The 21,324-nt window shown below is 41.0% G+C and carries 23 protein-coding genes; 7 read left to right on the top strand and 16 right to left on the bottom strand.

What is annotated here, in order from left to right; all coding sequences use genetic code 11:
* Positions 1–39: 39 nt before the first annotated feature.
* From MHH23_RS09590 to MHH23_RS09570, 5 genes are all read right to left on the bottom strand, one after another.
* Positions 40–957 carry a phosphate ABC transporter substrate-binding protein gene (locus tag MHH23_RS09590; RefSeq protein WP_017367609.1) on the bottom strand — a complete coding sequence of 306 codons (918 nt, stop codon included), beginning with the start codon at positions 955–957 and terminating at the stop codon, positions 40–42.
* 214 nt (positions 958–1,171) lie between these two features.
* Positions 1,172–3,307, bottom strand: coding sequence for a peptidoglycan D,D-transpeptidase FtsI family protein (locus tag MHH23_RS09585; protein ID WP_017358000.1), 2,136 nt, complete (start codon positions 3,305–3,307; stop codon positions 1,172–1,174).
* A 122-nt stretch (positions 3,308–3,429) separates the two neighbouring features.
* The gene (locus tag MHH23_RS09580) at positions 3,430–4,716 is read right to left on the bottom strand and encodes an MFS transporter (protein ID WP_008342348.1); all 1,287 of its coding nucleotides are present in this window, start codon (positions 4,714–4,716) and stop codon (positions 3,430–3,432) included.
* A gap of 123 nt (positions 4,717–4,839) precedes the next feature.
* Positions 4,840–5,448 (bottom strand): superoxide dismutase SodA, encoded by a 609-nt coding sequence (gene sodA, locus MHH23_RS09575; RefSeq protein WP_007501264.1) that lies wholly within the window; start codon positions 5,446–5,448, stop codon positions 4,840–4,842.
* A 183-nt stretch (positions 5,449–5,631) separates the two neighbouring features.
* On the bottom strand, positions 5,632–6,117 hold the full coding sequence (locus MHH23_RS09570; protein WP_007501265.1) for a DUF456 domain-containing protein: 486 nt from the start codon (positions 6,115–6,117) through the stop codon (positions 5,632–5,634).
* A 143-nt stretch (positions 6,118–6,260) separates the two neighbouring features.
* Between MHH23_RS09570 and MHH23_RS09565 the strand changes: the two genes are divergently transcribed.
* The gene (locus tag MHH23_RS09565) at positions 6,261–7,013 is read left to right on the top strand and encodes a DUF1189 domain-containing protein (RefSeq protein WP_007501266.1); all 753 of its coding nucleotides are present in this window, start codon (positions 6,261–6,263) and stop codon (positions 7,011–7,013) included.
* 235 nt (positions 7,014–7,248) lie between these two features.
* On the opposite strand, the gene MHH23_RS09560 is transcribed toward MHH23_RS09565, so the two are convergent.
* Positions 7,249–7,794, bottom strand: coding sequence for a GNAT family N-acetyltransferase (locus tag MHH23_RS09560; protein ID WP_286068003.1), 546 nt, complete (start codon positions 7,792–7,794; stop codon positions 7,249–7,251).
* A 190-nt stretch (positions 7,795–7,984) separates the two neighbouring features.
* Here MHH23_RS09560 and MHH23_RS09555 point away from each other — a divergent pair, with 190 nt between their 5' ends.
* Both MHH23_RS09555 and ispG read left to right on the top strand, forming a co-directional pair.
* On the top strand, positions 7,985–8,287 hold the full coding sequence (locus MHH23_RS09555; protein ID WP_340959416.1) for a hypothetical protein: 303 nt from the start codon (positions 7,985–7,987) through the stop codon (positions 8,285–8,287).
* 106 nt (positions 8,288–8,393) lie between these two features.
* On the top strand, positions 8,394–9,509 hold the full coding sequence (gene ispG, locus MHH23_RS09550) for a flavodoxin-dependent (E)-4-hydroxy-3-methylbut-2-enyl-diphosphate synthase (protein ID WP_008342357.1): 1,116 nt from the start codon (positions 8,394–8,396) through the stop codon (positions 9,507–9,509).
* Between the two features lie 47 nt (positions 9,510–9,556).
* On the opposite strand, the gene MHH23_RS09545 is transcribed toward ispG, so the two are convergent.
* Positions 9,557–9,919: a DUF308 domain-containing protein gene (locus MHH23_RS09545; RefSeq protein ID WP_159145808.1), complete on the bottom strand. Its 363-nt coding sequence runs from the start codon at positions 9,917–9,919 to the stop codon at positions 9,557–9,559.
* Between the two features lie 139 nt (positions 9,920–10,058).
* On the opposite strand from MHH23_RS09545, the gene MHH23_RS09540 reads away from it, so the two are divergent.
* Entirely contained in the window at positions 10,059–10,637 is a 579-nt protein-coding gene (locus MHH23_RS09540; RefSeq protein WP_008342361.1) for a 5' nucleotidase, NT5C type, read from the top strand.
* Between the two features lie 22 nt (positions 10,638–10,659).
* Here MHH23_RS09540 and MHH23_RS09535 read toward each other — a convergent pair whose 3' ends face one another.
* The 5 genes from MHH23_RS09535 to MHH23_RS09515 all read right to left on the bottom strand — a co-directional run bounded on the left by MHH23_RS09535 (position 10,660) and on the right by MHH23_RS09515 (position 14,778).
* The gene (locus tag MHH23_RS09535) at positions 10,660–11,577 is read right to left on the bottom strand and encodes an ROK family protein (RefSeq protein WP_268430305.1); all 918 of its coding nucleotides are present in this window, start codon (positions 11,575–11,577) and stop codon (positions 10,660–10,662) included.
* 141 nt (positions 11,578–11,718) lie between these two features.
* Positions 11,719–12,147 (bottom strand): Fur family transcriptional regulator, encoded by a 429-nt coding sequence (locus MHH23_RS09530; protein ID WP_003217433.1) that lies wholly within the window; start codon positions 12,145–12,147, stop codon positions 11,719–11,721.
* Positions 12,125–12,985 carry a metal ABC transporter permease gene (locus tag MHH23_RS09525; protein WP_007501274.1) on the bottom strand — a complete coding sequence of 287 codons (861 nt, stop codon included), beginning with the start codon at positions 12,983–12,985 and terminating at the stop codon, positions 12,125–12,127. Before MHH23_RS09525 ends, MHH23_RS09530 begins: the two co-directional genes overlap by 23 nt.
* Complete coding sequence (locus tag MHH23_RS09520; protein ID WP_008342368.1) at positions 12,985–13,761, bottom strand: metal ABC transporter ATP-binding protein; 777 nt, start codon at positions 13,759–13,761, stop codon at positions 12,985–12,987. Before MHH23_RS09520 ends, MHH23_RS09525 begins: the two co-directional genes overlap by 1 nt.
* Before the next feature lie 135 nt (positions 13,762–13,896).
* The gene (locus MHH23_RS09515; RefSeq protein WP_017367617.1) at positions 13,897–14,778 is read right to left on the bottom strand and encodes a YitT family protein; all 882 of its coding nucleotides are present in this window, start codon (positions 14,776–14,778) and stop codon (positions 13,897–13,899) included.
* A 140-nt stretch (positions 14,779–14,918) separates the two neighbouring features.
* On the opposite strand from MHH23_RS09515, the gene MHH23_RS09510 reads away from it, so the two are divergent.
* On the top strand, positions 14,919–15,173 hold the full coding sequence (locus MHH23_RS09510) for a DUF2624 domain-containing protein (RefSeq protein ID WP_008342377.1): 255 nt from the start codon (positions 14,919–14,921) through the stop codon (positions 15,171–15,173).
* A 49-nt stretch (positions 15,174–15,222) separates the two neighbouring features.
* On the opposite strand, the gene MHH23_RS09505 is transcribed toward MHH23_RS09510, so the two are convergent.
* Complete coding sequence (locus MHH23_RS09505; protein WP_017358005.1) at positions 15,223–16,116, bottom strand: deoxyribonuclease IV; 894 nt, start codon at positions 16,114–16,116, stop codon at positions 15,223–15,225.
* A 9-nt stretch (positions 16,117–16,125) separates the two neighbouring features.
* Positions 16,126–17,445 (bottom strand): DEAD/DEAH box helicase, encoded by a 1,320-nt coding sequence (locus MHH23_RS09500; RefSeq protein WP_024718822.1) that lies wholly within the window; start codon positions 17,443–17,445, stop codon positions 16,126–16,128.
* 155 nt (positions 17,446–17,600) lie between these two features.
* On the opposite strand from MHH23_RS09500, the gene vrrA reads away from it, so the two are divergent.
* Both vrrA and MHH23_RS09490 read left to right on the top strand, forming a co-directional pair.
* A complete protein-coding gene (vrrA, locus tag MHH23_RS09495; protein ID WP_073413909.1) occupies positions 17,601–18,323 on the top strand; it encodes a VrrA/YqfQ family protein in 723 nt (240 codons plus the stop codon).
* A gap of 156 nt (positions 18,324–18,479) precedes the next feature.
* Complete coding sequence (locus tag MHH23_RS09490) at positions 18,480–19,424, top strand: 4-hydroxy-3-methylbut-2-enyl diphosphate reductase (protein ID WP_007501283.1); 945 nt, start codon at positions 18,480–18,482, stop codon at positions 19,422–19,424.
* A gap of 36 nt (positions 19,425–19,460) precedes the next feature.
* Here the strand turns inward: MHH23_RS09490 and MHH23_RS09485 are convergent, their stop codons facing one another.
* On the bottom strand, positions 19,461–20,582 hold the full coding sequence (locus MHH23_RS09485; protein WP_340959411.1) for a Nif3-like dinuclear metal center hexameric protein: 1,122 nt from the start codon (positions 20,580–20,582) through the stop codon (positions 19,461–19,463).
* The gene (locus tag MHH23_RS09480; RefSeq protein ID WP_047945475.1) at positions 20,575–21,291 is read right to left on the bottom strand and encodes a tRNA (adenine(22)-N(1))-methyltransferase; all 717 of its coding nucleotides are present in this window, start codon (positions 21,289–21,291) and stop codon (positions 20,575–20,577) included. The genes MHH23_RS09485 and MHH23_RS09480 overlap by 8 nt, the downstream gene beginning before the upstream one ends.
* Positions 21,292–21,324: the final 33 nt, after the last annotated feature.

The following is a 21,324-nucleotide window of genomic DNA, read 5'->3' as shown; positions in this document are numbered from 1 at the left end:
AAAAGCTCCACTTTTCCTTCATCATCAATTCAAGACCTTTTACTTATCTGTTTGTTTGCCTGTTGCGTCTCTTTCTACTTTCATATTAGAGACTGAGATGTAGCCTTGGTCTTTAACGATTTCTTTTTGTACTTCGTCACTCATCAAGTAATCTAAAAATTGTTTTGCTAAACCTTCTGGCTCACCTTTTGTATAAGAGTGCTCGTATGCCCAAATTGTATATTTACCGCTTTCTACATTGCTTTCTTCTGGTTTCACACCATCAATGCTAAGCGGTGTAATTTTGTCATCTGTTAAATAGGAGAATGCTAGGTACCCAATCGCACCTGGTGTTTCTGCAATCAACTTTTTCACTGTGTTTGAAGAATCCTCTGTGATTCCTTCTGCAGGTGTCGCGCCGTCAAGTGCATATTTCACAAATGTTGCACGAGTTCCTGATGAGTCTGGTCTGTTCACAAGTGTGATTTTTTGGTCTTTCCCGCCAAGCTCTTTCCAGTTTTTGATTTTACCAGTGAAGATTTTTTTCAATTCGTCCTTTGTGATGTCTTTGACACCAACTTCAGGGTTAACAGCTGCCGCCATTCCAACAACTGCTACTTTGTGGTCTTTTAAAGCTTTTGCGTCGATTCCGTCTTTCTCTTCTGCGAATACATCTGAGTTCCCAATTTGTACAGATCCTTCTGATACTTGAGAAAGTCCTGTTCCTGAACCGCCGGCTTGTACTTGAATATCGGCTTTTGGATGTTTATCCATGAATTTTTCTGCTGCCGCAAGAACTAAAGGCTGCATCGCAGATGATCCTGAGATGGTAATGGAACCTGATGCCTCATCTTTGTTTGAAGCATTTCCTTTACTGTCTTTTGAATCTCCGCTTGAGCTGCTGTTTCCGCATGCTGTGACGAATGCTAACAATGCGATAGTAAGGAAAGTAAGCAGCCATAATTTGTTCTTTTTCATTTCAAGAATACCCCCTGAATAATTTGTCCTACGAGTAATACATTAAAGGTTCTTTATTAATTTCGTTTAAATGGAATGTTAAGGTTTTGTAAATGTCGAAGATTTGTAGAGAAATTGCGGGGTTTTTTATGATTTTTGTCAATTTATATCGAAAAGTTTGAAGAAAATATAAAAAAACGCCCACAAAAAGTGAGCGTTTTTACCTAGAAAAGGTCTAGTTATTTGTTTCTGCTTCATTTTCAATTTTGTTTTTGTTCTTCGCTTGTGTATCATTGCTTTCCTGTTTTGATTTCAGTTCAAAGTACTTGTCTAATACTTGTTCACCAATATCATTTGTAATCGGATAGCGCTGGTTGTAATCTTGATACACCCAAGGCACGACAACTGAAATCGCTACTTCTGGATTATCAGCAGGCGCATACGCAACAAGTGTTGTGTTATACGTTGGTGTGCCGCGTTTGCTTTTAATCGGGCCGTCATAGAATGATTGAGCGGTCCCTGTTTTGCCAGCTGGATTGTATTTTTTGTTGCCAAAGTTCGAATATGCTGTCCCTCTTGGGTTCTGCATCACAAGCTTGAATCCTTGCTGTACGCGTTTGATCTCATCACTTGTCATATCGAGCTTATTCAGTACATCCGGCTTGACGGACTCTGTTACAGCCCCAATGCCTCTTTGCGGATCTGGCTCTCTCACTTCTTTTACGAGCTGAGGACGTAAACGATAGCCGCCATTGGCAATCGTTGAAACGTATTGCGCCATTTGCAGCGGTGTAAACGTGTCATATTGTCCAATCGCATAGTCAAGTAAAAGACCGGATTGTGTAGACGTTCCACGATAGCCAGTTGCTTCGTTTGGCAGGTCAATACCTGTCTCCACTCCAAGACCAAATTTACTAAAATTGTAACGGAACGTATCAAACGCCTTTGTATCAATTGGGAGCGGCTGATTCTTACGATATTCCCCTTTCCCAATTGCAATCGCTGTTTTAAACATATACACGTTTGATGAACGTTCTAGTGCGGTTAAATCATTAATGAGTCCCATATTTTGATAGGATTTTTTCGGCGGTGACTGAGCGATATAGAGCGGTTCATCATATTGGGTGCTTCCAATATGAAGGACGCCTGTTTTATAACCTGTCAGCACAGTTGCCCCTTTTACTGCTGATCCCATCGCATATGATGATGTCATCGTTCCTAGTGCATAGTCATCAAATTTGTATGTCCCATTCTTATTGGTAATCTGTTTACCCGCAATCGAGAGCACTTCCCCATTTCTCGGGTCCATCATGACAACAAACGCACGATCAAGAAGTTCTGTGCCGCCTCTTTGCTTCGCACTTTTCAAGTTCTTTTCGATGATTTTTTCCACCGCTTTTTGCAGCTGAATATCAATCGTCAGCACAAGGTCTTTCCCGCTCTTTCCTTCTGTTAACACTTTAGAGCTTGTGACATTGCCTTCTTTATCTGTTGTACTTTGTTCTTTTTCTTTTTGACCTTGCAGGACATCTTCATATTGATATTCAAGATAGCTTTTTCCTACACGATCATTTCGGCTGTAGCCGAGTGATAGATAATGTTCAAGCAGTGACGACGGAAGACCTTCATCACTTGAAGACACACTGCCGAGCATACTGCGGAGCAGTCCTTTATAAGGATAGCTGCGTGACCAGTCTGTTGTGACATCTACACCTGGCAGCTCGTCCAAATGCTCAGAGACGTAAGCAATTTCACTTGGTTTAACATCTTCGTTTTTAATGAATTGAGGCGTAAGTGCATAGCCTGCATCCATTTGTCTTTTAATCGCAAGCACTTGCAAATCTTTTTTCGTCAGTTGATTTAATTCCTTGTCTGTGATGCGTTTCAGCTGGAGCTCGTATAGTTTATCATCAGAGACCTTATCGTCACCCTTTAAATCGGCTTCTTTTTGAACAAGCTTTTTCGCTTCATTCGGATGGGTTAAGATCCAGAAATCTTTTTTATCACGATCTGTGATTTTCTTCGTACTTACGTGAATCATATCTGCTAATTTTGTTGCCACTTTGAGCCGCTCTTCTTGTGAAGTCGTCGAGGTTCTCGTATATGTAATGGCATTTAGCGCTTTATTGCTGACAATCGTGTTATAGTTTCGATCATAAATTTTTCCGCGCGGAGCAGATGAGCTGACATTTACGTCTTCTTGTTTTTCTGCCTGCTTTTTATAATCTTCTCCATTCACAATCTGCACAAAACCGAGTCTGACCACAACACCGGTAAAAATAATAAACGCAGCTAAAAATAATAAATTCAGCCGGATCGGAAGTGTTTTGCGCCCTTCCTTCGCGTCTTTTTTGTTTTTCTTGTTTCTCATCACATCACCTTTTCTATCAAGAAAGAAATGGCACCCCTTTTTGTGTATAAAAGGTGCCATCATCATTTTAGCGGTTTTTCTATCATTTATCTAGAAATTTGATGTTCCATTGGTAAGAAATTTTACCTTTCTCCCTTCATAAGGTTCGTTTGAGAAACAGGCTTTTGACCGTCAGCCTCTTCTATATCAGCTGTTTTCTCTTTTAAATGAATGTCCTTTACAAAATAATAAATAAGGGTGTGCCCCGCTCCGAGTACGACAAGTGAAGCAGGAATCCCAAGCCGATCGCCCAGTAAGGTGACAGATAAAAGAAAAAAGACAATCGAACAAATACGCCCTGCATTTAAAAATAGTTCTCTGACGACAATATATTCAATTCGGGCTTTTCTTGCATATCTGGCATGACCGATGACATCGTAAGTTAAAGAGACATACGGAACAAGCAGAAGCGGGTAGCCGATCGCAATGGCTACAGCGTACATAAGCAGTGATACATAGGACAAGTGAAAGACGATTAAAAATAAAGCGCCGTATAAAATAAGCCCGCCAAACATAATCGCTTTTTTGCGCCATTTTTTCTTAATCAAACGGGTAGCAAAAAAATAGGCGAAAAAGGCAACACCTGAATTGACTAGACCAAATGTGCCTAAAGCAAGCTCACTGTTTGTTGCAATAAACACAAAGACACTGATTAAAAAGACAAACACGCCTTCACGGAGCCCCTGAAAAAAGTGAGCAGTTGTGATCTTACGCCAATTCTCGTCCGCATGGCGCTCTTTCCAAATTTGCTTAATGATAAATTTTCCTTTAGATTGTCTCCTCTTGAGGAAAAAACTCATCACCACCGCTAGTGAAAACAAAAAAAGCGATAAAGTGAAAATCACTGTATAGCCTGTATCATCCGTTAATTGAGAAATCACAATTCCTGCAATGAGCGGCCCAATCATACCAGCTGTAGAGGTAAGCACTCCTAAAAATCCATTAAAGAAATCCCTTGTTTCAGGTTCAGTGATCTCAAAAGTGAGCACGTTAAAGGCAAGCCAGTAAAAACCATAGCCGATTCCAAGCACACTGCCTAATAACACGAGCCGAGCTGCCGCTTGCTCTCCTGCCATGAGAACAATTAAGTAAAAAGCGGCTAAGAAGATGACACCGAAACGAAGGACAAATGCACGATCTATTTTTTTAGCGAGCCGACCAGCAAATAAAAAGGTAATGGGCTGAAGGACAACTATCGCCAAGTTATAAATCGCAAGGTCTGTAAATCGCCCAGACTGTTTCCATAAATACACGTTCACAAACGTATTCGAAAGCGCAATCGCAAGTGCGTATAATCCGCCAATCGTGAGGAGGAGCAATAAATCTCTTGTGACATCCATGTCCCCGAACATTTTCTTTAATCTGCTCATATCATTCATTCTCCTTTTCTACACAATAGTCTGTCTCATCAAAAGGCAGATATGTAAAAAAAGGAGGGAAAATATAAAAAGACCCGCTCTCAGAGAGAAGCAGGTCTTTTCAAATCAAATCATTTATTTAGCTTCGCTGTAAAGGCGAGCCACTTCATCCCAGTTCACAACATTCCAGAATGCTGAAATGTAATCAGGACGACGGTTTTGGTAGTTTAGGTAGTAAGCATGCTCCCAAACGTCTAGTCCTAGGATTGGTGTTTTTCCTTCAGTTAAAGGAGAATCTTGGTTTGGTGTGCTTGTGATTTCAAGTTTGCCATTGTTCACAACAAGCCATGCCCAACCAGAACCAAAGCGTCCTGCAGCTGCTGCAGCGAAATCAGATTTGAATTTTTCAAATCCGCCTAATTCTTTTTCGATCGCATCTGCAAGTTCACCAGTTGGTGCGCCGCCACCGTTTGGTGAAAGAAGCGTCCAGAATAATGAGTGGTTTGCATGTCCTCCGCCATTGTTACGTACAGCTGTACGAATGTTTTCAGGCACAGAGTTCAAGTTAGCCACTAGCTCTTCAATTGATTGATCTTCAAGAGCTGATACACCTTCGATTGCTTTGTTTAAGTTTGTTACATAAGTGTTGTGGTGTTTTGTGTGGTGAATCGTCATTGTTTCCTTGTCGATATGTGGTTCTAATGCATCGTAAGCATATGGTAATTCTGGAAGTTTAAAAGCCATGGTTAAATTCCTCCTTAGAAATGTATGTACTGAAATGCTTCCTTAGTAAGCAAGCAATTCACCCTAATCAAAGAGTATCAAAAGAAACGGCTTGTTTCAACGTTATTGCTCATGATCTGAAACATTTCAGTGTTTATTTTGTATTTAACCCTTCAGAAAGAGTGTTAAACACCGATTTTCCATTTAGCGAAGCACATAAAACAAAAAGATTCCCAGCATCAGTGCTTGAATCAACCCTTTTGCAAATACGCCTGACACAAAACCAATTAATGAGCCAAGCCCAACTTTCACACTTGTCTTCAGATCTTTTTGATGAACGAGCAGCTCTGCGATGACACTGCCGATAAATGGACCAATGATAATTCCAGCAATCGGAATCACAAAAGGACCGGCTAAAAGCCCAATGGTACTTCCCCAAATGGCCGCCCGGCTGCCGCCAAAGCGTTTCACCCCAATCAGATTGGAGACATAATCCGCAGCAAATAACACAGCTGTAAACATGGCTTGAATGAGCCAAAAGGTGAGCGTCAATTTCTCAAAGCTAAAAAAGAGCCCATATAAAATAAACCCAAGAACCATGAAAACCACACTAGGAATGATTGGATAGACAAGTCCCACAAACGCAATGATAAATGCACAGCCGATCAAAATCCAATACAGCACGTCCAATCCGCTGCCGCCTCCTTTTTATATGCTGTATACATTATGCCTCATTCCTTCTATCTTAACCAGTAATGAAGGCCGTACTTGTACTGGATGGATAGACATTGATACAATGTGAGAAATAGAAAAGAATGTAGGAAGTGAATCGGTTGAACGTATTTAGTTTATTGTTAAAAGGAATTTATTCACCAAAAGATATTGCCAGAGCTCGTTTTACTGGGATTGGAAAGGCCATTTTATTCATCTTTATCCTTTCGATCATCGCAGCTGTCCCCCAGGGCTATCATATGAGCCAAGAGATTTCAAATGCGATGTCAGGATTTCAACATGTGATTAAAAAAGATTTACCCGACTTTTCCATTGAAAAAGGAACGCTTCAAGCGGATCAAAGCACGCCGATCGAAAAAGAAGAAAATGGCATCACGATTATCTTTGATCCCGCTGAAAAAATAAAATCAAGTGAGCTTGAATCAAAACAAACAGCCATTGCGTTATTGAAAGAAAAAGCAGTGATTGCCATTGACGGACAAATGACAGATATTCCATACCAGCTGCTTGGCGGAACACTCACAAAAGATGAACTTGCCAGCGTCACAAACCAGAATCAAGCGATCATTATCCCTGTCATTTGTGTCCTGCTGTACCTATCTACTGCTGCTCTCATGTTCATCAGCGCAACATTCCTAGCCATGCTTGGCACATTTATTAAACGAATGCAGCAAAAAGAGCTGTCCTTTCAAATGCTTTGGAAGCTCTCTGCCTATTCACTCACATTAACAACCGTCTTTTTCGCCATCATGAGTGCATTAAACACGCCGGTTGCAAACTCATTTTTATTAAATTGGGTGATTAACTTTATTTTCTTATATCTTGTCGTTAAAGAAATACCTGCAAAAAAATAAGCTCCCTCATTTTGGGGAGCTTTCAGATTGTTGACAAAGGGCTAAAATATTGTTGATTTTAGCCCTTTGTCTTCTTTTCAGCGTGATAGAAAACCTTTGCAGTCTAGGAAGGACAGCTACTTTTACGGAGCGAATTTGTCATTCGTGAGTACCAGCGCACAGGACTGACAAAGAATGCGTGGGTTTGTCTACACGCTGTAAGCTCCCTCATTTTGGGGAGCTTTTTTGTTTGACCCTATGACTCATCTGGATGGATGATCGCAAACCAATAGTGATCTTCCCACTTATCATTGATCTTTACTTTTTTACGATGAAGTCCCTCTTTTTCAAACCCTGTCTTCTCAAGCACACGAATGGAACCAATGTTAGATGGTTTTACGCCAGCCTCAATACGGTGAAGGTACAGTTCATAAAAGGCATAATCGATAATCAAACGAATCGCCTCTGTCATATACCCCTTCCCGCCTTGCTTTTCATCAAGTACATATCCAAGTAAAGCTCCTTGAATCGGTCCTCTTTCAACAGAATTGAGTGAGATCGTTCCAATTAATGCATCTGTTTCATTTAAGAAAATACCCTGCATATAGGCTTCATCTTTTGCACGCCTTTGCATACTGCGGTTAATCCGTTCCTTTTGACGAGGTACAGTAAAAAAATCATCCTGAACCAAAGGTGTAAATTGCTGAAAATAAGTGCGGTTTTCTCGTTCAAGTGTTAATAGTGCTTCTGCATCACTTTCTGTTAGTGTTCTTACATATATATGCTGACTGATTTTCTTCATATACTCTCCCCCTGTTTTGATTTTATCATAATAAAGTAAGGGCTTAGGATTGCTTTTTCCAAACTTTTTTTACTTACAAGTCATACTAGAACTCACTAGAACCACCCTTCCTAGCTTTTTCACTCTTTTTTGTTCTATCAACTCAGGGACATGCATAATCTGAAGTAAACTCTTAAAAGCGGTGAGTAAAATGCGGCGAATTATTTTTTTACTAGTCAGTTTGTTTGTCCTCTTTATTATCTTTTTTGATTTAAAAAATGGAACGATCCCCGTTCAGGAAGGCCCTGCTGTTTCCGCCAGCGCCTTTCAAACAGCTGAAAAACAGGCATATAAAACTGTCACTGTTAAACAAGGACAAACCGTCGTCTCTATCGTGCATACAAGTAAGCCATTAGATGAAGTGATCGAAGACTTTGAAGCACTGAATCAAGGCGTCAAAGCGAACGAAATTCGGGCAGGCAGCACATACAAGTTTCCGGTCTATAATAGATAAAACGTTATTTCCTTGTCATTCATACAAAGAGACTGTTACAATATGAGATGTAAAACACGTCGTACACTGCAAACGAATTGCATGTACACTAAGGAGCGATTGACAAGTGAGTGAAGTCACACATCGTACAAAAACGCGTCCCGTCAAAGTGGGACCTTTAACTATAGGTGGAAACAATGAAGTCGTCATTCAAAGTATGGCGACAACCAAAACACATGATGTCGAAGCGACAGTAGCTGAAATTAAACGTTTAGAAGAAGCTGGCTGTCAAATCGTGCGTGTCGCATGCCCAGATGAGCGTGCAGCAAATGCGATTGCGGACATAAAAAAACAAATCAACATCCCCCTTGTTGTCGACATTCATTTTGACTACAAGCTTGCACTGAAAGCCATTGAGGCAGGTGCAGACAAAATTCGTATCAACCCAGGAAACATCGGAAGACGAGAAAAAGTCGAAGCTGTTGTGAAAGCGGCAAAAGAAAAAGGCATTCCAATTCGTATTGGGGTAAACGCCGGTTCGCTCGAGAAAAAGATTCTTGATAAATACGGCTATCCAACAGCAGATGGTATGGTTGAAAGTGCACTGCATCACATTAAAATTTTAGAAGACCTAGACTTTCATGACATCATTGTCAGTATGAAAGCATCTGATGTAAACCTTGCGATTGAGGCATACGAAAAAGCAGCAAAAGCCTTTGATTATCCTCTTCATCTTGGGATTACAGAATCAGGTACGTTATTTGCAGGTACGGTCAAAAGTGCAGCTGGTCTTGGCGCAATCTTGAATATGGGGATTGGTAACACACTCCGTATTTCATTAAGTGCTGACCCGGTCGAAGAGGTCAAAGTGGCACGTGAATTATTAAAATCATTTGGCCTTGCATCTAATGCAGCAACACTCATCTCATGTCCAACTTGTGGACGAATTGAAATTGACCTCATTAGCATTGCAAATGAAGTCGAAGAATATATTTCTAAAATTAAAGCACCGATCAAAGTAGCTGTTCTCGGATGTGCTGTAAACGGTCCAGGTGAAGCGCGTGAAGCTGATATCGGCATCGCTGGCGCTAGAGGTGAAGGCCTCTTATTCCGCAAAGGTGAAATCGTTCGGAAAGTGCCAGAAGAAACAATGGTCGAAGAACTGAAAAAAGAAATCGATAAAATCGCTGAAGAACATTATGCAAAAATGGAAGCTGAAAAAGCAAAACAAGCGAACGCATAACAAAGAACGCCTGACATCACTGTCAGGCGTTTTCTGTTCCTGTCCTGTTAAAAGAACGGGGTGATAAAGATGCCTAGGATGACGGAAACGATTCCGATCCCGATTGACCACGCGCCAAGCGCATGTGCTCCTTTTCTTCTTGCAATATAACCAACGACGATTGCCGCTACCCCTAATAGCACCGGCAAGACAAATAGTGAGATAATCGCAATCGCGAGTGCTGTATAGCCTATCCCCTTACTGCCTGAATCGTCACCTACATGGTCACGTTCTCTTCTGTCTTCACGATCTCTTGATGCTTGATATGGCTCTGCTAATTCAGCAGCTGTTTCCTCTAAATAGCCATCATCATTACTAAAGTGTGTGTCGATTTCACGATCATTTCTTCTGAAATCTTCGTCTCTTTCCATGATCAATTCCCCCTTTTGGTTAATAGAAAGGAGCTTTTTTAGTATGAGCAAAAATGTCTGTTTCATGTTTGCTAAAACTTGCTGGAATTGTGAATTGATTATGTTACACTTTAAGAGGATAAATATGAGGAGTGTGGGCATGTTACGTTTAGGAATTGATATCGATGGCACAGTCACGGCGCAGGACACCTTTGTCCCCTACTTAAATGAGTCGTTTCAATGTGACATCACACTAGATGATATGACGGAATATGATTTGACGAAGCTTTTAAAGATTTCAAATGAAGAATTTTGGGGCTGGATGAATGAGTATGAGCCTCTTATTTATAAACAGGCAAAGCCTGCCGAGGGTGCAAAAGAAATCCTCAATCAAATGAAACATCATCATCAATTGATTTATATCACAGCCAGAAGGCAGCATCACTCAGACATCACCTACAAATGGTTTGAGGAGAATCATGTCCATTACGACGATATCGAGCTTGTTGGCGGACATCATAAGGTGGAAGCTGTTCAAAAACATAAGATCGATGTGTTTTTTGAAGATCACCATGGCAATGCCACAATGATTGCAAAAGAAGCTGACATTCCAGTGATTCTGTTTAACTCACCGTATAATCAAATGCCAATTGATGAACGGATCATTCGCGTTAATAACTGGCAAGAAGCATCCCAATGGATCAAACAGTATGAAAAGCGTCTGCAAACTGCTTACTAAAACAGATCAAAAGCCGATACGTTTAATGTATCGGCTTTTTGATTGTACGATGATGTCCTTCTTTTATTAAAAAATGATAAAGTGCACCCATCATACCTGCCTGATTGAAGTAATAGCACGTTTCCAGTGTCACCTGTATGTTTTTCCATGCATGCAAAGTATGTAAATGTTTCTCAATGTTTGGAATCAAATCGGGCCTTGCACTCACGCCCCCGCCAATGAGGATTTTCTCTGGATTGAGAACTGTTGCCACATTGTAAATACCAATTGCGATTCGTTTGTACCACTGATCGATCATCTTCTCAATGGCCGGATCATGCTTGGCTTTTTCAAAGATTTCTTGACCGTCGATTTGCTGACTTTGTGGAATGCCCTGCTGCTCTTTGTAACTTCGTATCAATCCAGCTGTCGAAGCACTGCTGTTGAGTGTGGTAAACTGACCATTTTCTGTTTCTGTCAGCATCATACCAAATTCACCGCCGCGAAAAGAGGCACCGCGAACAAGCTCGCCACCAGCAAAAATACCGCCGCCGACACCAGTCCCTAGCGTCATACATATAAAGCTGTCACACTCTTTCGCATGACCACTAAATTTTTCAGCCAGCGCTGCACAGTTCGCATCATTTTCTACTTCTACACGAAGTGATGTTTTTTCTTCCAAAAGCGTTTTGACATTTTGGCCATTTAAAGCAATAATCGCTCCTGCAAATTCCGTATAACCCGTTTGACTGTCAACAAAACCTGGAAGACTCATCGCAATCCCTTTGATATCCCAAGTCCTTTGATACTCTTTCACCACGTTCTCCATGTCCTCTAAAAACGGCTCAAGCTGTCGGCAGTTTGTTTCGTAGTCGCCGCTCGTGATCAGCTCACCATTTCGATCCATGACCCCATGCTTTGTTTTTGTTCCGCCTACATCGAAAACAACATAATGTGCCACCTTTGACCACTCCCCCTATTTCTAAAGACTCAAATCTGCTTCTATAGATGATCTATTGTTCTCATTTTAATGAAACAGCTATCCTTTGTAAAACGTTTTCAATATAACAAAACAAAAAGCCAGCCCATCGGCTGGCTTCTTTCATGAATGAACTTCTTTCGGTTCGCAAGAAGGACACGTTCCGTAAATTTCAAATTTATGTCCGCTAATGTGATAATCCTCTAGATCAGCATCAAGCTTGTCCATAGGGCAAGCGTCGATTTCCTTTGTTTTACCACACGTCAAACAAATAAAGTGATGATGATGGTGGGAAAACGAACATTTAAAACGGAACAGTTTCTCCCCTGATAATTCCGTTGTCTCTAATATCCCAAGATCTTCATATAAAGACAGGTTTCGATAAATCGTATCAAAACTAAGCCCTGGGTAATCTTCACTTAATGCTGTTAATACATTTTTAGCGGTCAAGTATTTATCAGAATCAGAAAACAATTGAAGCATATCTTCACGTTTGCTTGTATATTTATAGCCTTTTTCCTTTAATAAATCAAGCGCTTCTTGTACGTTCATGATGATTCCCCCTTCTGAATTTCCCAATACTAATACACCCGATTAAAATCAAGATAGACAGCATCACAATGGTTCCACCCGGCGCTAAATCAAGATAATAACTTAAAATCAAGCCGACCATAACAGACAATTCCCCAAATAAGATGGAAAGGAAAATTGCCTGTTTAAACCCTTTGGCAATCCGAATACTTGCCGCAACTGGCAGTGTCATGAGTGCGGACACTAGGAGTGTACCGACAATACGCATCGATGCTGCGATGACAAGTGCAACGACTAAAATAAAAATAAAATGAATCCACTTAGCTGAAATACCAGAAGCCTTTGCATGTTCTTCATCAAAAGAAAGCAAAAACAATTCTTTATATAAGAGCACAACCACTAATACAACGACAAGTGAGATCCCAACAATAATCCAAAGATCAAGCCTTGAAACCGCACTGACACTTCCGAACAAATAACTGAACAAATCTGTATTAAAACCATTTGCAAGTGAAATGAAAATAACAGAGATCCCAATACCACCTGATAAAATAATGGGAATCGCCAGCTCCTGATAATGTTTATACACAGAGCGCAGACGTTCGATAAACAACGAGCCAGCCACAGAAAAAGCCATTCCTAAGTAAAGCGGGCTAACCCCTGTCAAAAGTCCAAACTTTTTATCAAGGAATAAACTTGCCGCTATCCCAGCAAGTGACACGTGACTAAGTGCATCTGCGATGAGAGAGAGCCTTCTCACGACAATAAATACACCAAGTAAGGGCGCAATAAAGCCGATCAGCATACCTGCGATAAACGCATTTTGTAAAAATTCATAATGAAAAAATGGAAATAGCATTATTCATGTCCCCCATGATGGTGATGATCGTGATGAATCACTTGAATGTCATGCCCGTAAAACTGAGAAAGCGCCTGATCATCCATCGAATCAAACGTTTCCGCATCTCCATGAAAATGAAGTGTCTGATTTAAACAAGCCACATGTGTGACTTTGTCAGAAACGGTTCCTACATCATGTGTAACGAGAATTAAAGACATTCCTTTTTCTTTGTTCAATGTTTCTAACAGCTGATAAAAGCCCTCTACTGTTCTTTGGTCTACACCCACAGTCGGCTCATCTAAAATAAGCAGCTTCGGCTGACTGACGAGTGCACGGGCAATAAATGTACGCTGCTGCTGACCGCCTGAAAGCTCACCAATGTTTTGATGTTTTAAGTCTTGTATGCCAACTGAGCGTATGGCCTCATCTACTTGAAGCTTATCCTGCTTACTCATGCGTTTGAATAAACCAATCTTCGCCGTTAAACCACTTGCCACGACCTCGTATACAGAAGCAGGAAACCCTGTATTAAAGCTATTCGCCTTTTGAGAAACAAATCCAATTTGATCCCAGTCTTTAAATTTTTGAGCAGGTGTGCCAAAGAGCTTCAATTCTCCCTGCTGGGGTTTAATCAAGCCAAGCAGGCATTTTAATAAGGTTGTTTTACCAGATCCATTCGGTCCAACAAGTGCTAGAAAGTTTCCTTCCTCTACCGTTAAATGAATGTGATCAATGACATTTCGCTGTCCATATGAATACGAAATGTCCTTCATTTCAATAATTGGCTTTGCCATAAATCTTCCACCTTTAATCCAATATAAAAAGAATGATTACGATTTATACAACAAAAAGAAAATGGCAAAAGCCATTTTCTTTGTCCATACATACATTTCATTATATAAAAGAAAGATAAAAAAGTAAAATAAAAGCTAATGAATGGCTGTTTTGAATTTACCGCCTTTTGTTTCATGCGTATCCATAATCGTAATAAAGGCTTGACCATCAATTTCAAACACGATAGATTTCAGCTTCGTAATTTCAAGTCTTGTCACGACGGCGTAAATGACATCTTTTTCTTCATCGGTATAACCGCCTTTTCCTCTAAGCTTGGTGGTTCCCCTGCCGAGACGATGAAGGATCGCATCTGAAATTTCATCATAATAATCCGAAACGATAATGACCGCTTTTGTTTCATCTAGTCCTTGAATGACAGCATCAATTGTTTTCATTGCCAAATAATATGTCATGACAGAATACATAGCTTGCTCCGGTCCGAAGACAAAGCCCGCCCAAATAAAAATGAACACATTGACGATCATGACAAACTCACCGACGGAGAAAGGAATTTTTTTCGTCAGAAGAATTCCTAAGATTTCCGTTCCGTCCATTGAGCCTCCATTCCGTATCACAAGCCCAACGCCAAACCCGAGTAACAGCCCTCCAAATACAGTAGCTAAAATCGGCTGCGTCGTAAATGCTTCTACATGATGAAGTGAAGATTCAATCACGGCCAAGCTGACAATCCCAATCACAGTGGAAACCAAAAAGGTTTTCCCAATATGTTTGTATCCTGATATCATAAATGGAATATTTAAAATGACAACAATCGTCGCGAAATTAATGAATGGGTTATCCGTAAAAAGATAATCCAAAATAAGCGAAATACCGATGATGCCTCCATCAATAATATTGTTTGGCACTAAAAATAATTCAATGCTGACTGCTGCACATGCAGCTCCTACTAGAATCAGAAAAATTCTCAAAATAAAATGAGGCACTGATTCCTTTTTATGCTGTTTACTATTTGCCATACGTTCTCCCTTCTACACATGTTTAGTTTTCAATGAACATTTTATTCACTTTACTATTTTATCATTTCACAGAGTAAAATAAAATTTTTTGCACATTTTCCGTTTTCGCCCATACATTGATACAGAAGGGAGGAATGGAATTGATTTTAATTCAAAAAATTGTGTTGCAGCGTCTGAATCAGATCACAGCAAATGACTTGTTAAGGTATGCGAAACAGTATGGGGTCAGCTTAACATCCAATCAGGCTGCAGAGGTCGCCAAACTCATGAATGGGAAAAACGTCAATATTTTTAATGATGCAGAGCGCAACCGGCTGCTTAAGCAAGTGGAAGCGATTACGTCTAAACAGACAGCACAGACCGTCAATGATCTGTTTAATCAATTCACAAATTAGGCAAAAAAGGGCCGCATTTAGCGGCACCTCATCACATTGCATGCACTTTTTATTGACCCGTAATCTTATCTAGTAAACCTTCATCAAATTGCTTTTCTTTCAGCATCGCAATTTCGAATTTATAAGGTGGTTTCTTGTTCTTTTTATCTTCACCTACATAAGGCGTTTCTAGAATCTTCGGCACATCTTGAAGCTGTGGATGATGAACGATATAGCTCAGGGCATCAAAACCAATTTCTCCAAAACCGATATTTTCATGTCGGTCTTTTCTTGCGCCTTGTACATTTTTACTGTCATTAATATGAAGAACTTTGATTCGGTCGATCCCGACAATTCGATCAAATTCTTCTAAAACTCCATCAAAATCACTCACAATGGGATAACCTGCATCGTGCGTGTGACACGTATCAAAGCAAACAGAAAGTGCTTCGTTATGTGTCACACCGTCAATAATTTGGGCAAGCTCTTCAAAGCTTCTCCCGCACTCTGATCCTTTTCCCGCCATTGTTTCCAGCGCAATTTGAACCTCCTGCCCCTTCACAATGACTTCATTGAGACCTTCAATGATTTTTTGAATTCCAGCATCTGCACCTGCTCCGACATGTGCACCTGGATGAAGAACAATTTGTCTTGCACCTAGCGCTTCTGTACGCTCTATCTCAGAGCGAAGGAAGTCCACTCCAAGCTCAAATGTCGCTGGATTCACTGTGTTCCCAATATTGATAATATACGGTGCATGAACGACGATATCTGTCATACCATGCTCTTTCATATGCGCTTGTCCAGCTTCAATATTGAGATCTTCAATTTTTTTACGGCGCGTATTTTGTGGTGCGCCTGTATAAATCATAAAAGTATTTGAACCATAAGAGGCAGCTTCCTCACTCGCTGCAAGTAGCATATGTTTTCCGCTCATGGATACATGTGATCCAATTTTCAACAATGTGTCCCCCTACTTTCCGTTACGCTTTGACTTTCTACGTTCTTGTCTTTTGATCTTATCCATCTCACGTGTCATTTTCTTTTTATATCCAGGTTTGACGGCTTTCGGTTTTCTGACAAGACGTTTTGCTTTTTCTTCAATTTCATTTGGTGCTTTTTTACGTCTTTGACGCTTCAAACGATCATCTGCATCTCGCCATTCGCCATGAACAATCGTTTTGTTTTCAAACACAACACCCATTTTTTCAATTTGAACGAGTGCATCCTCATCTGCGAGATCATAAATGGTCATCGCAATGCCAGATGAACCAGCGCGAGCCGTTCTTCCCACACGGTGAACATAAAAATCAAGATCGGATGGGAGCTCATAGTTAATCACGTGGCTGACGCCCTTAATATCAATCCCGCGGGCAGCAAGATCAGATGCCACAATATATGTGAACTCCAAATCTTCAATTTGTTTCATCACTTTTTTACGTTCACGAGGCGTTAAACCACCATGAAGGACCCCAATTTTCATTCCTTTTTCCTGTAGGAATGAGGCAATTTCATCAACAGTTGATTTCGTATTGGCAAAGATGATCCCTAAATAAGGCTGTACATTCGTCACCATTTCATGAAGTAATTTTAATTTATCTCGTTGTTTAGATGGAACTAAAATATGCTGAATGTTTTCAGCCGTAATGCGTTTCGGTTCAACATGTGCATATTTCGGATTATCCATATATTTTTTGAGGAAAGGTTTTAATTTTTCTGGAATAGTTGCTGAGAACACGAGCATTTGCAACTGTTCTGGCATTTGTGAACCAATACGATCCACATCTTCTAAAAAGCCCATATCTAGCATAAGGTCTGCTTCATCAATGACAAGAGATGTTGCTTTGTACACATTCAGCGCTTGCTCATGAATAAGATCAGCAATACGTCCAGGAGTGCCGACCACTAAGTGCGGCTGATTCTTTAGCTTTTGAATCGATTTCTGCTTGTCCGTTCCGCCAATGTAAAGCTTTGCCTTGATTTCTTCTTCTGGAGGCGTATTTTTTAAGATCGTTTGTGCTTCTTTAAAAATTTGATTCGCTAATTCTCGTGTTGGTGCAGTAATGACCACTTGTACTTGCTCTTTGCTTGGATCAATTGAATGAATAAGCGGCAATAAATACGCATGGGTTTTCCCTGTTCCTGTTTGAGACTGTCCAATCACGCTTTCACCTTTTAAAACAGCAGGTATGATTCTTTTTTGAATATCAGTCGGCTCATAAAAACCCAGTTCATGAATAGCATCTATAATAAAAGACTTTAATTCATATGTCGTAAATTTCGTTTCTTTCATGTTTTCACTCCTTAAGGCAATGCCTTTTTGCTCATCTCCTCATTATAGCTGATTTTCAGCAAAAAAACCATGTCCGCTTTTCTCACAGGAAACCAAATGATACTTCCCTGCATAACCTATGAAGAGAAAGAGAATGCAGTAAGGGAGGTACAAGTATGTTAGGGCAAAGGCCTATGGGCGATTTTCAGCCGCATCGCCCCTCACGCCGGCACCTTGGAAATGGCGGACAGCCCGGGATTTTTCAACGGAGACAGCAAGCTCCGATCGAACAGCCTTTTCAAGGGCAAGGCAACCAATTTCAACAAATGATGCCTCGCTCTCCGTCTGTACAAGGCGGCGGTCTACGCGGGATGGGTGGCATTCCTGGAGGCGAAAGCCGTGCACTAGGCGGCGGAGCCGGAATTAAGGGCATGCTGGCAAAATTTCTTCCTGGAGCTGGAGGAGCAGGGATCTCTGGAGCTGGAGGTGGTGCGGGATTACAAGGAATCCAGAGCTTCGCAAACCCTGCGAACCTTTCAAGCATGTTAGGAAATGTTCAAAAAGTACTCGGAATGGCGCAGCAATTCACGCCTATGATTCAGCAATACGGTCCTTTAGTCAGAAATTTGCCTGCCATGATTAAACTCTATAGCCAGCTTGGCAGTGCGGATGACGATGAAACAAATACGAATGATGCAGACGAAGAACCAAAAGAAATCACTGCAGAAACAGACGTTCCGCACGAACAAACAGCACCGGTTGATGATGAAATAGAAGAAGGAAAAGAAGAAGAACCAGAGGACATCCTTGTCAAAAAAACCACTGTACACACATCAGCTGCTCCTGAAGCAAAACCGAAAAAAAGATCGGGTAGTTCCATTCCGAAACTATATGTCTAGTGATCTTTTAAAGGCGAAGTGTTTCCCATGTATAACAATCTTTGATATATGCGCTTACTTTGGCTATAATGAAGGAAGAGAATGATCAAAAGCCGTTTTTCACGGCTTTTTATATTGTTCTTCTCTAGCAGCACTTCCCTACAGGAGGACGAATAAATGAATGTAATTAAAATTTCGCCGCGTGGCTATTGCTATGGCGTTGTAGATGCAATGGTCATTGCTAAAAATGCCGCACTTGATAAAAACTTGCCACGCCCAATTTATATATTAGGTATGATTGTGCACAACAAACATGTCACAGATGCCTTCGAAGAAGATGGAATTTACACACTGGACGGACCAAACCGTCTGGATATTTTAAAACAGGTTGAAAGTGGCACAGTGATTTTCACCGCTCACGGCGTATCTCCTGAAGTCCGTCAAATTGCAGAAGAAAAAGGCCTTGTCGCCATTGATGCGACCTGTCCAGATGTCACGAAAACACATGAACTCATTTCAGAAAAAACAGCTGATGGATATGACATTATTTATATCGGGAAAAAGGGTCACCCTGAGCCAGAAGGAGCCGTCGGTGTTGCACCTGACAAAGTGCACCTTGTCGAAACAGAAGCTGATATTAAAGCGCTCGATTTAACGTCAGATAAACTGCTCATCACCAATCAGACGACAATGTCTCAGTGGGATGTTCATGATCTGATGGAGCTCATTAAAGAAAAATATCCTCACGTCGAGTACCATCAAGAGATCTGCCTTGCGACACAGGTACGTCAGGAAGCTGTGTCACAGCAAGCAGGCCAAGCCGATCTGACCATTGTGGTCGGCGATCCAAAAAGCAATAACTCAAATCGTCTGGCGCAAGTGTCAATGGAGATTGCAGGAACGCAGGCTTACCGAATTGGTGATCTCAGTGAGTTAAAGCTTGAATGGCTCCAAGGGGTAAAAACAGTTGCGGTTACTGCAGGTGCTTCCACACCAACACCTATTACAAAAGAAGTCATTCGTTTCTTAGAAAACTACGAACCTGATGATGAATCGACATGGAAAATTGAACGGACGGTTCCTCTTTCTAAGATATTACCTCGTGTGAAAACAAAGAAATAAAAAAACGTCAGAGCTGCTATGCTCTGACGTTTTTGCTTACACAAATTGAAACGGGTTTGTGTTTGATTCTGATACAAAGAATTGCACATCATATTTTTTATCTGTACATAGCGATTCTAGCTTTGTCTTCACTCCCTCTTTCATGATCTTTTCTGCGTAATGACCTGGGTCCACTACATTCAGTCCGAGCATCATGGCATCGTGAGCGACATGGAAATAAAGGTCGCCAGTCACGTACACATCTGCCCCCATTCTTTTCGCTTGATGGATATATTTATTTCCGTCTCCTCCAAGCACAGCTACTTTTTTCACGACCGCTTCCTGATCTCCTACAAAACGCGCTCCATTCACATCTAACTTCGTTTTCACAAATTGAGTGAAGTCTTTAAGTGTCATAGGTTCTTTTAATTCTCCAATACAGCCAAGGCCTTTTTGAATAGGAGGAAGATCTGTCGTGTGTACACTGTAAGCCACTTCTTCATAAGGGTGTGCTTTGATCATTTCACGAATCACTTGTTTTTCAATACTTGCTGGGAAAATGGTTTCGATTCGTACTTCTTTCACAAATTCCAATTTACCCGTCTCACCAATAAATGGCACAGCTTCTTCTGATGGCAGAAAACTGCCTGTCCCTTCATTTGAAAAAGCGCAATGACTGTAGTTTCCAATATGGCCAGCTCCCGCATTTCCTAAAGCCGTCCTGATGGCCTCTTCAAATTCCACTGGGACATACAAGGCTAGCTGCTTAATTGGATCTTCGTATGTTGGAACTAGCACTTTTGTTTCCCCGAGCTCTAAAGCGTCTGCAAGCAAGTCATTGACTCCTCCATCAGCCACATCCAGGTTTGTATGTGCTACATACACCGCAATATCATGTTTGATGCATTTCTCAATGATCCGTCCTGCCGGCTGATCTGTCGCCACATGTTTTAATGGACGGAAAATTGGCGGATGGTGGGCAATAATGAGATCCACCTTCCGCTCAATTGCCTCATCTACCACATTTTCTAATACATCTAAGGTGATCATGACATTGGTCACTTTTTTATTCAGCGTTCCAATCTGGAGCCCGATTTTATCACCTTCCACCGCATATGCCTTTGGTGAAAATTGCTCAAATAATTGGATGATTTCATGCCCGTTCACTGTTTTAGCCAACAGTCAAAACCTCCTTTAGAATTTTTATTTTCGCATTCAGCTCTTTCAGACGTTCTTTGTTCTCTTCCGTCGGCGCTGCTTGTTGAATCTGGCTTTCTATATGCTCCATGTGCTGTAGCTCATTCATCCATTTGCGCCGGAAGACATCATTTTGCTCTTTGGCAAGAAACGGACCAACGAGCATGCCTGTTTCAATCGACATGCCTTCATAAGCTTTATCTTTGTCGCCAGTTTCGGCAATGATGATTTCGTATATTTTGCCATCCTCTTCTAAAATCACTTCATCCATCAGTTCATACCCCTCTTGATAGAGCCATAAACGAATATGGTGGGCATGAATATTAGGCTGAAGAATAAGCCGCTCCTGCCCTGTGAGCTTGTGTTTACCTTCATTTAGAATGCTTGCAATGAGTGCCCCGCCCATTCCTGCAATTGTAACAGCATTCACCTCGCCTTTTTCAATCACTTCAAGGCCATTTCCTTTTCTGACTGAAATCTGCTCATCTAATTCAAGCCTATGTACTTGCTGCTTCGCAGATTGAAGCGGTCCATCAGTAATTTCACCAGCAATGGCTTTCAATGCTTTATGATGTAATATCGCATAACATGGCAAATAGGCATGATCTGAGCCAATATCAGCAAAGACCGCCTCTTTTGGTAAAAAGTCTGCGACTCTTTTTAATCGTTTTGACAAATTCATTTCATTCATCCATATCACTACTTTTCTTTAATGTTCATACTT

Origin of the sequence: Bacillus sp. FSL K6-3458 (genome assembly GCF_038005045.1) — a bacterium.
Taxonomy (GTDB): domain Bacteria; phylum Bacillota; class Bacilli; order Bacillales; family Bacillaceae; genus Bacillus; species Bacillus altitudinis.
Note: the sequence above shows the minus strand (reverse complement) of the source record. Positions and strands in the feature narration are given on the sequence as shown.

Coding starts and splice junctions, on each gene's coding strand:
- MHH23_RS09530 (WP_003217433.1), bottom strand. CDS start 12,147: ATGAACGTACAAGAAGCGCTTGATTTATTAAAGGAAAAAGGCTATAAA.
- MHH23_RS09580 (WP_008342348.1), bottom strand. CDS start 4,716: ATGAGCAGATTAAAGAAAATGTTCGGGGACATGGATGTCACAAGAGAT.
- MHH23_RS09545 (WP_159145808.1), bottom strand. CDS start 9,919: ATGGAAAGAGACGAAGATTTCAGAAGAAATGATCGTGAAATCGACACA.
- vrrA (WP_073413909.1), top strand. CDS start 17,601: ATGTTAGGGCAAAGGCCTATGGGCGATTTTCAGCCGCATCGCCCCTCA.
- sodA (WP_007501264.1), bottom strand. CDS start 5,448: ATGGCTTTTAAACTTCCAGAATTACCATATGCTTACGATGCATTAGAA.
- MHH23_RS09540 (WP_008342361.1), top strand. CDS start 10,059: ATGTTACGTTTAGGAATTGATATCGATGGCACAGTCACGGCGCAGGAC.
- MHH23_RS09590 (WP_017367609.1), bottom strand. CDS start 957: ATGAAAAAGAACAAATTATGGCTGCTTACTTTCCTTACTATCGCATTG.
- MHH23_RS09500 (WP_024718822.1), bottom strand. CDS start 17,445: ATGAAAGAAACGAAATTTACGACATATGAATTAAAGTCTTTTATTATA.
- MHH23_RS09525 (WP_007501274.1), bottom strand. CDS start 12,985: ATGCTATTTCCATTTTTTCATTATGAATTTTTACAAAATGCGTTTATC.
- MHH23_RS09515 (WP_017367617.1), bottom strand. CDS start 14,778: ATGGCAAATAGTAAACAGCATAAAAAGGAATCAGTGCCTCATTTTATT.
- MHH23_RS09520 (WP_008342368.1), bottom strand. CDS start 13,761: ATGGCAAAGCCAATTATTGAAATGAAGGACATTTCGTATTCATATGGA.
- MHH23_RS09585 (WP_017358000.1), bottom strand. CDS start 3,307: ATGAGAAACAAGAAAAACAAAAAAGACGCGAAGGAAGGGCGCAAAACA.
- MHH23_RS09560 (WP_286068003.1), bottom strand. CDS start 7,794: ATGAAGAAAATCAGTCAGCATATATATGTAAGAACACTAACAGAAAGT.
- MHH23_RS09490 (WP_007501283.1), top strand. CDS start 18,480: ATGAATGTAATTAAAATTTCGCCGCGTGGCTATTGCTATGGCGTTGTA.
- MHH23_RS09480 (WP_047945475.1), bottom strand. CDS start 21,291: ATGAATGAAATGAATTTGTCAAAACGATTAAAAAGAGTCGCAGACTTT.
- MHH23_RS09555 (WP_340959416.1), top strand. CDS start 7,985: ATGCGGCGAATTATTTTTTTACTAGTCAGTTTGTTTGTCCTCTTTATT.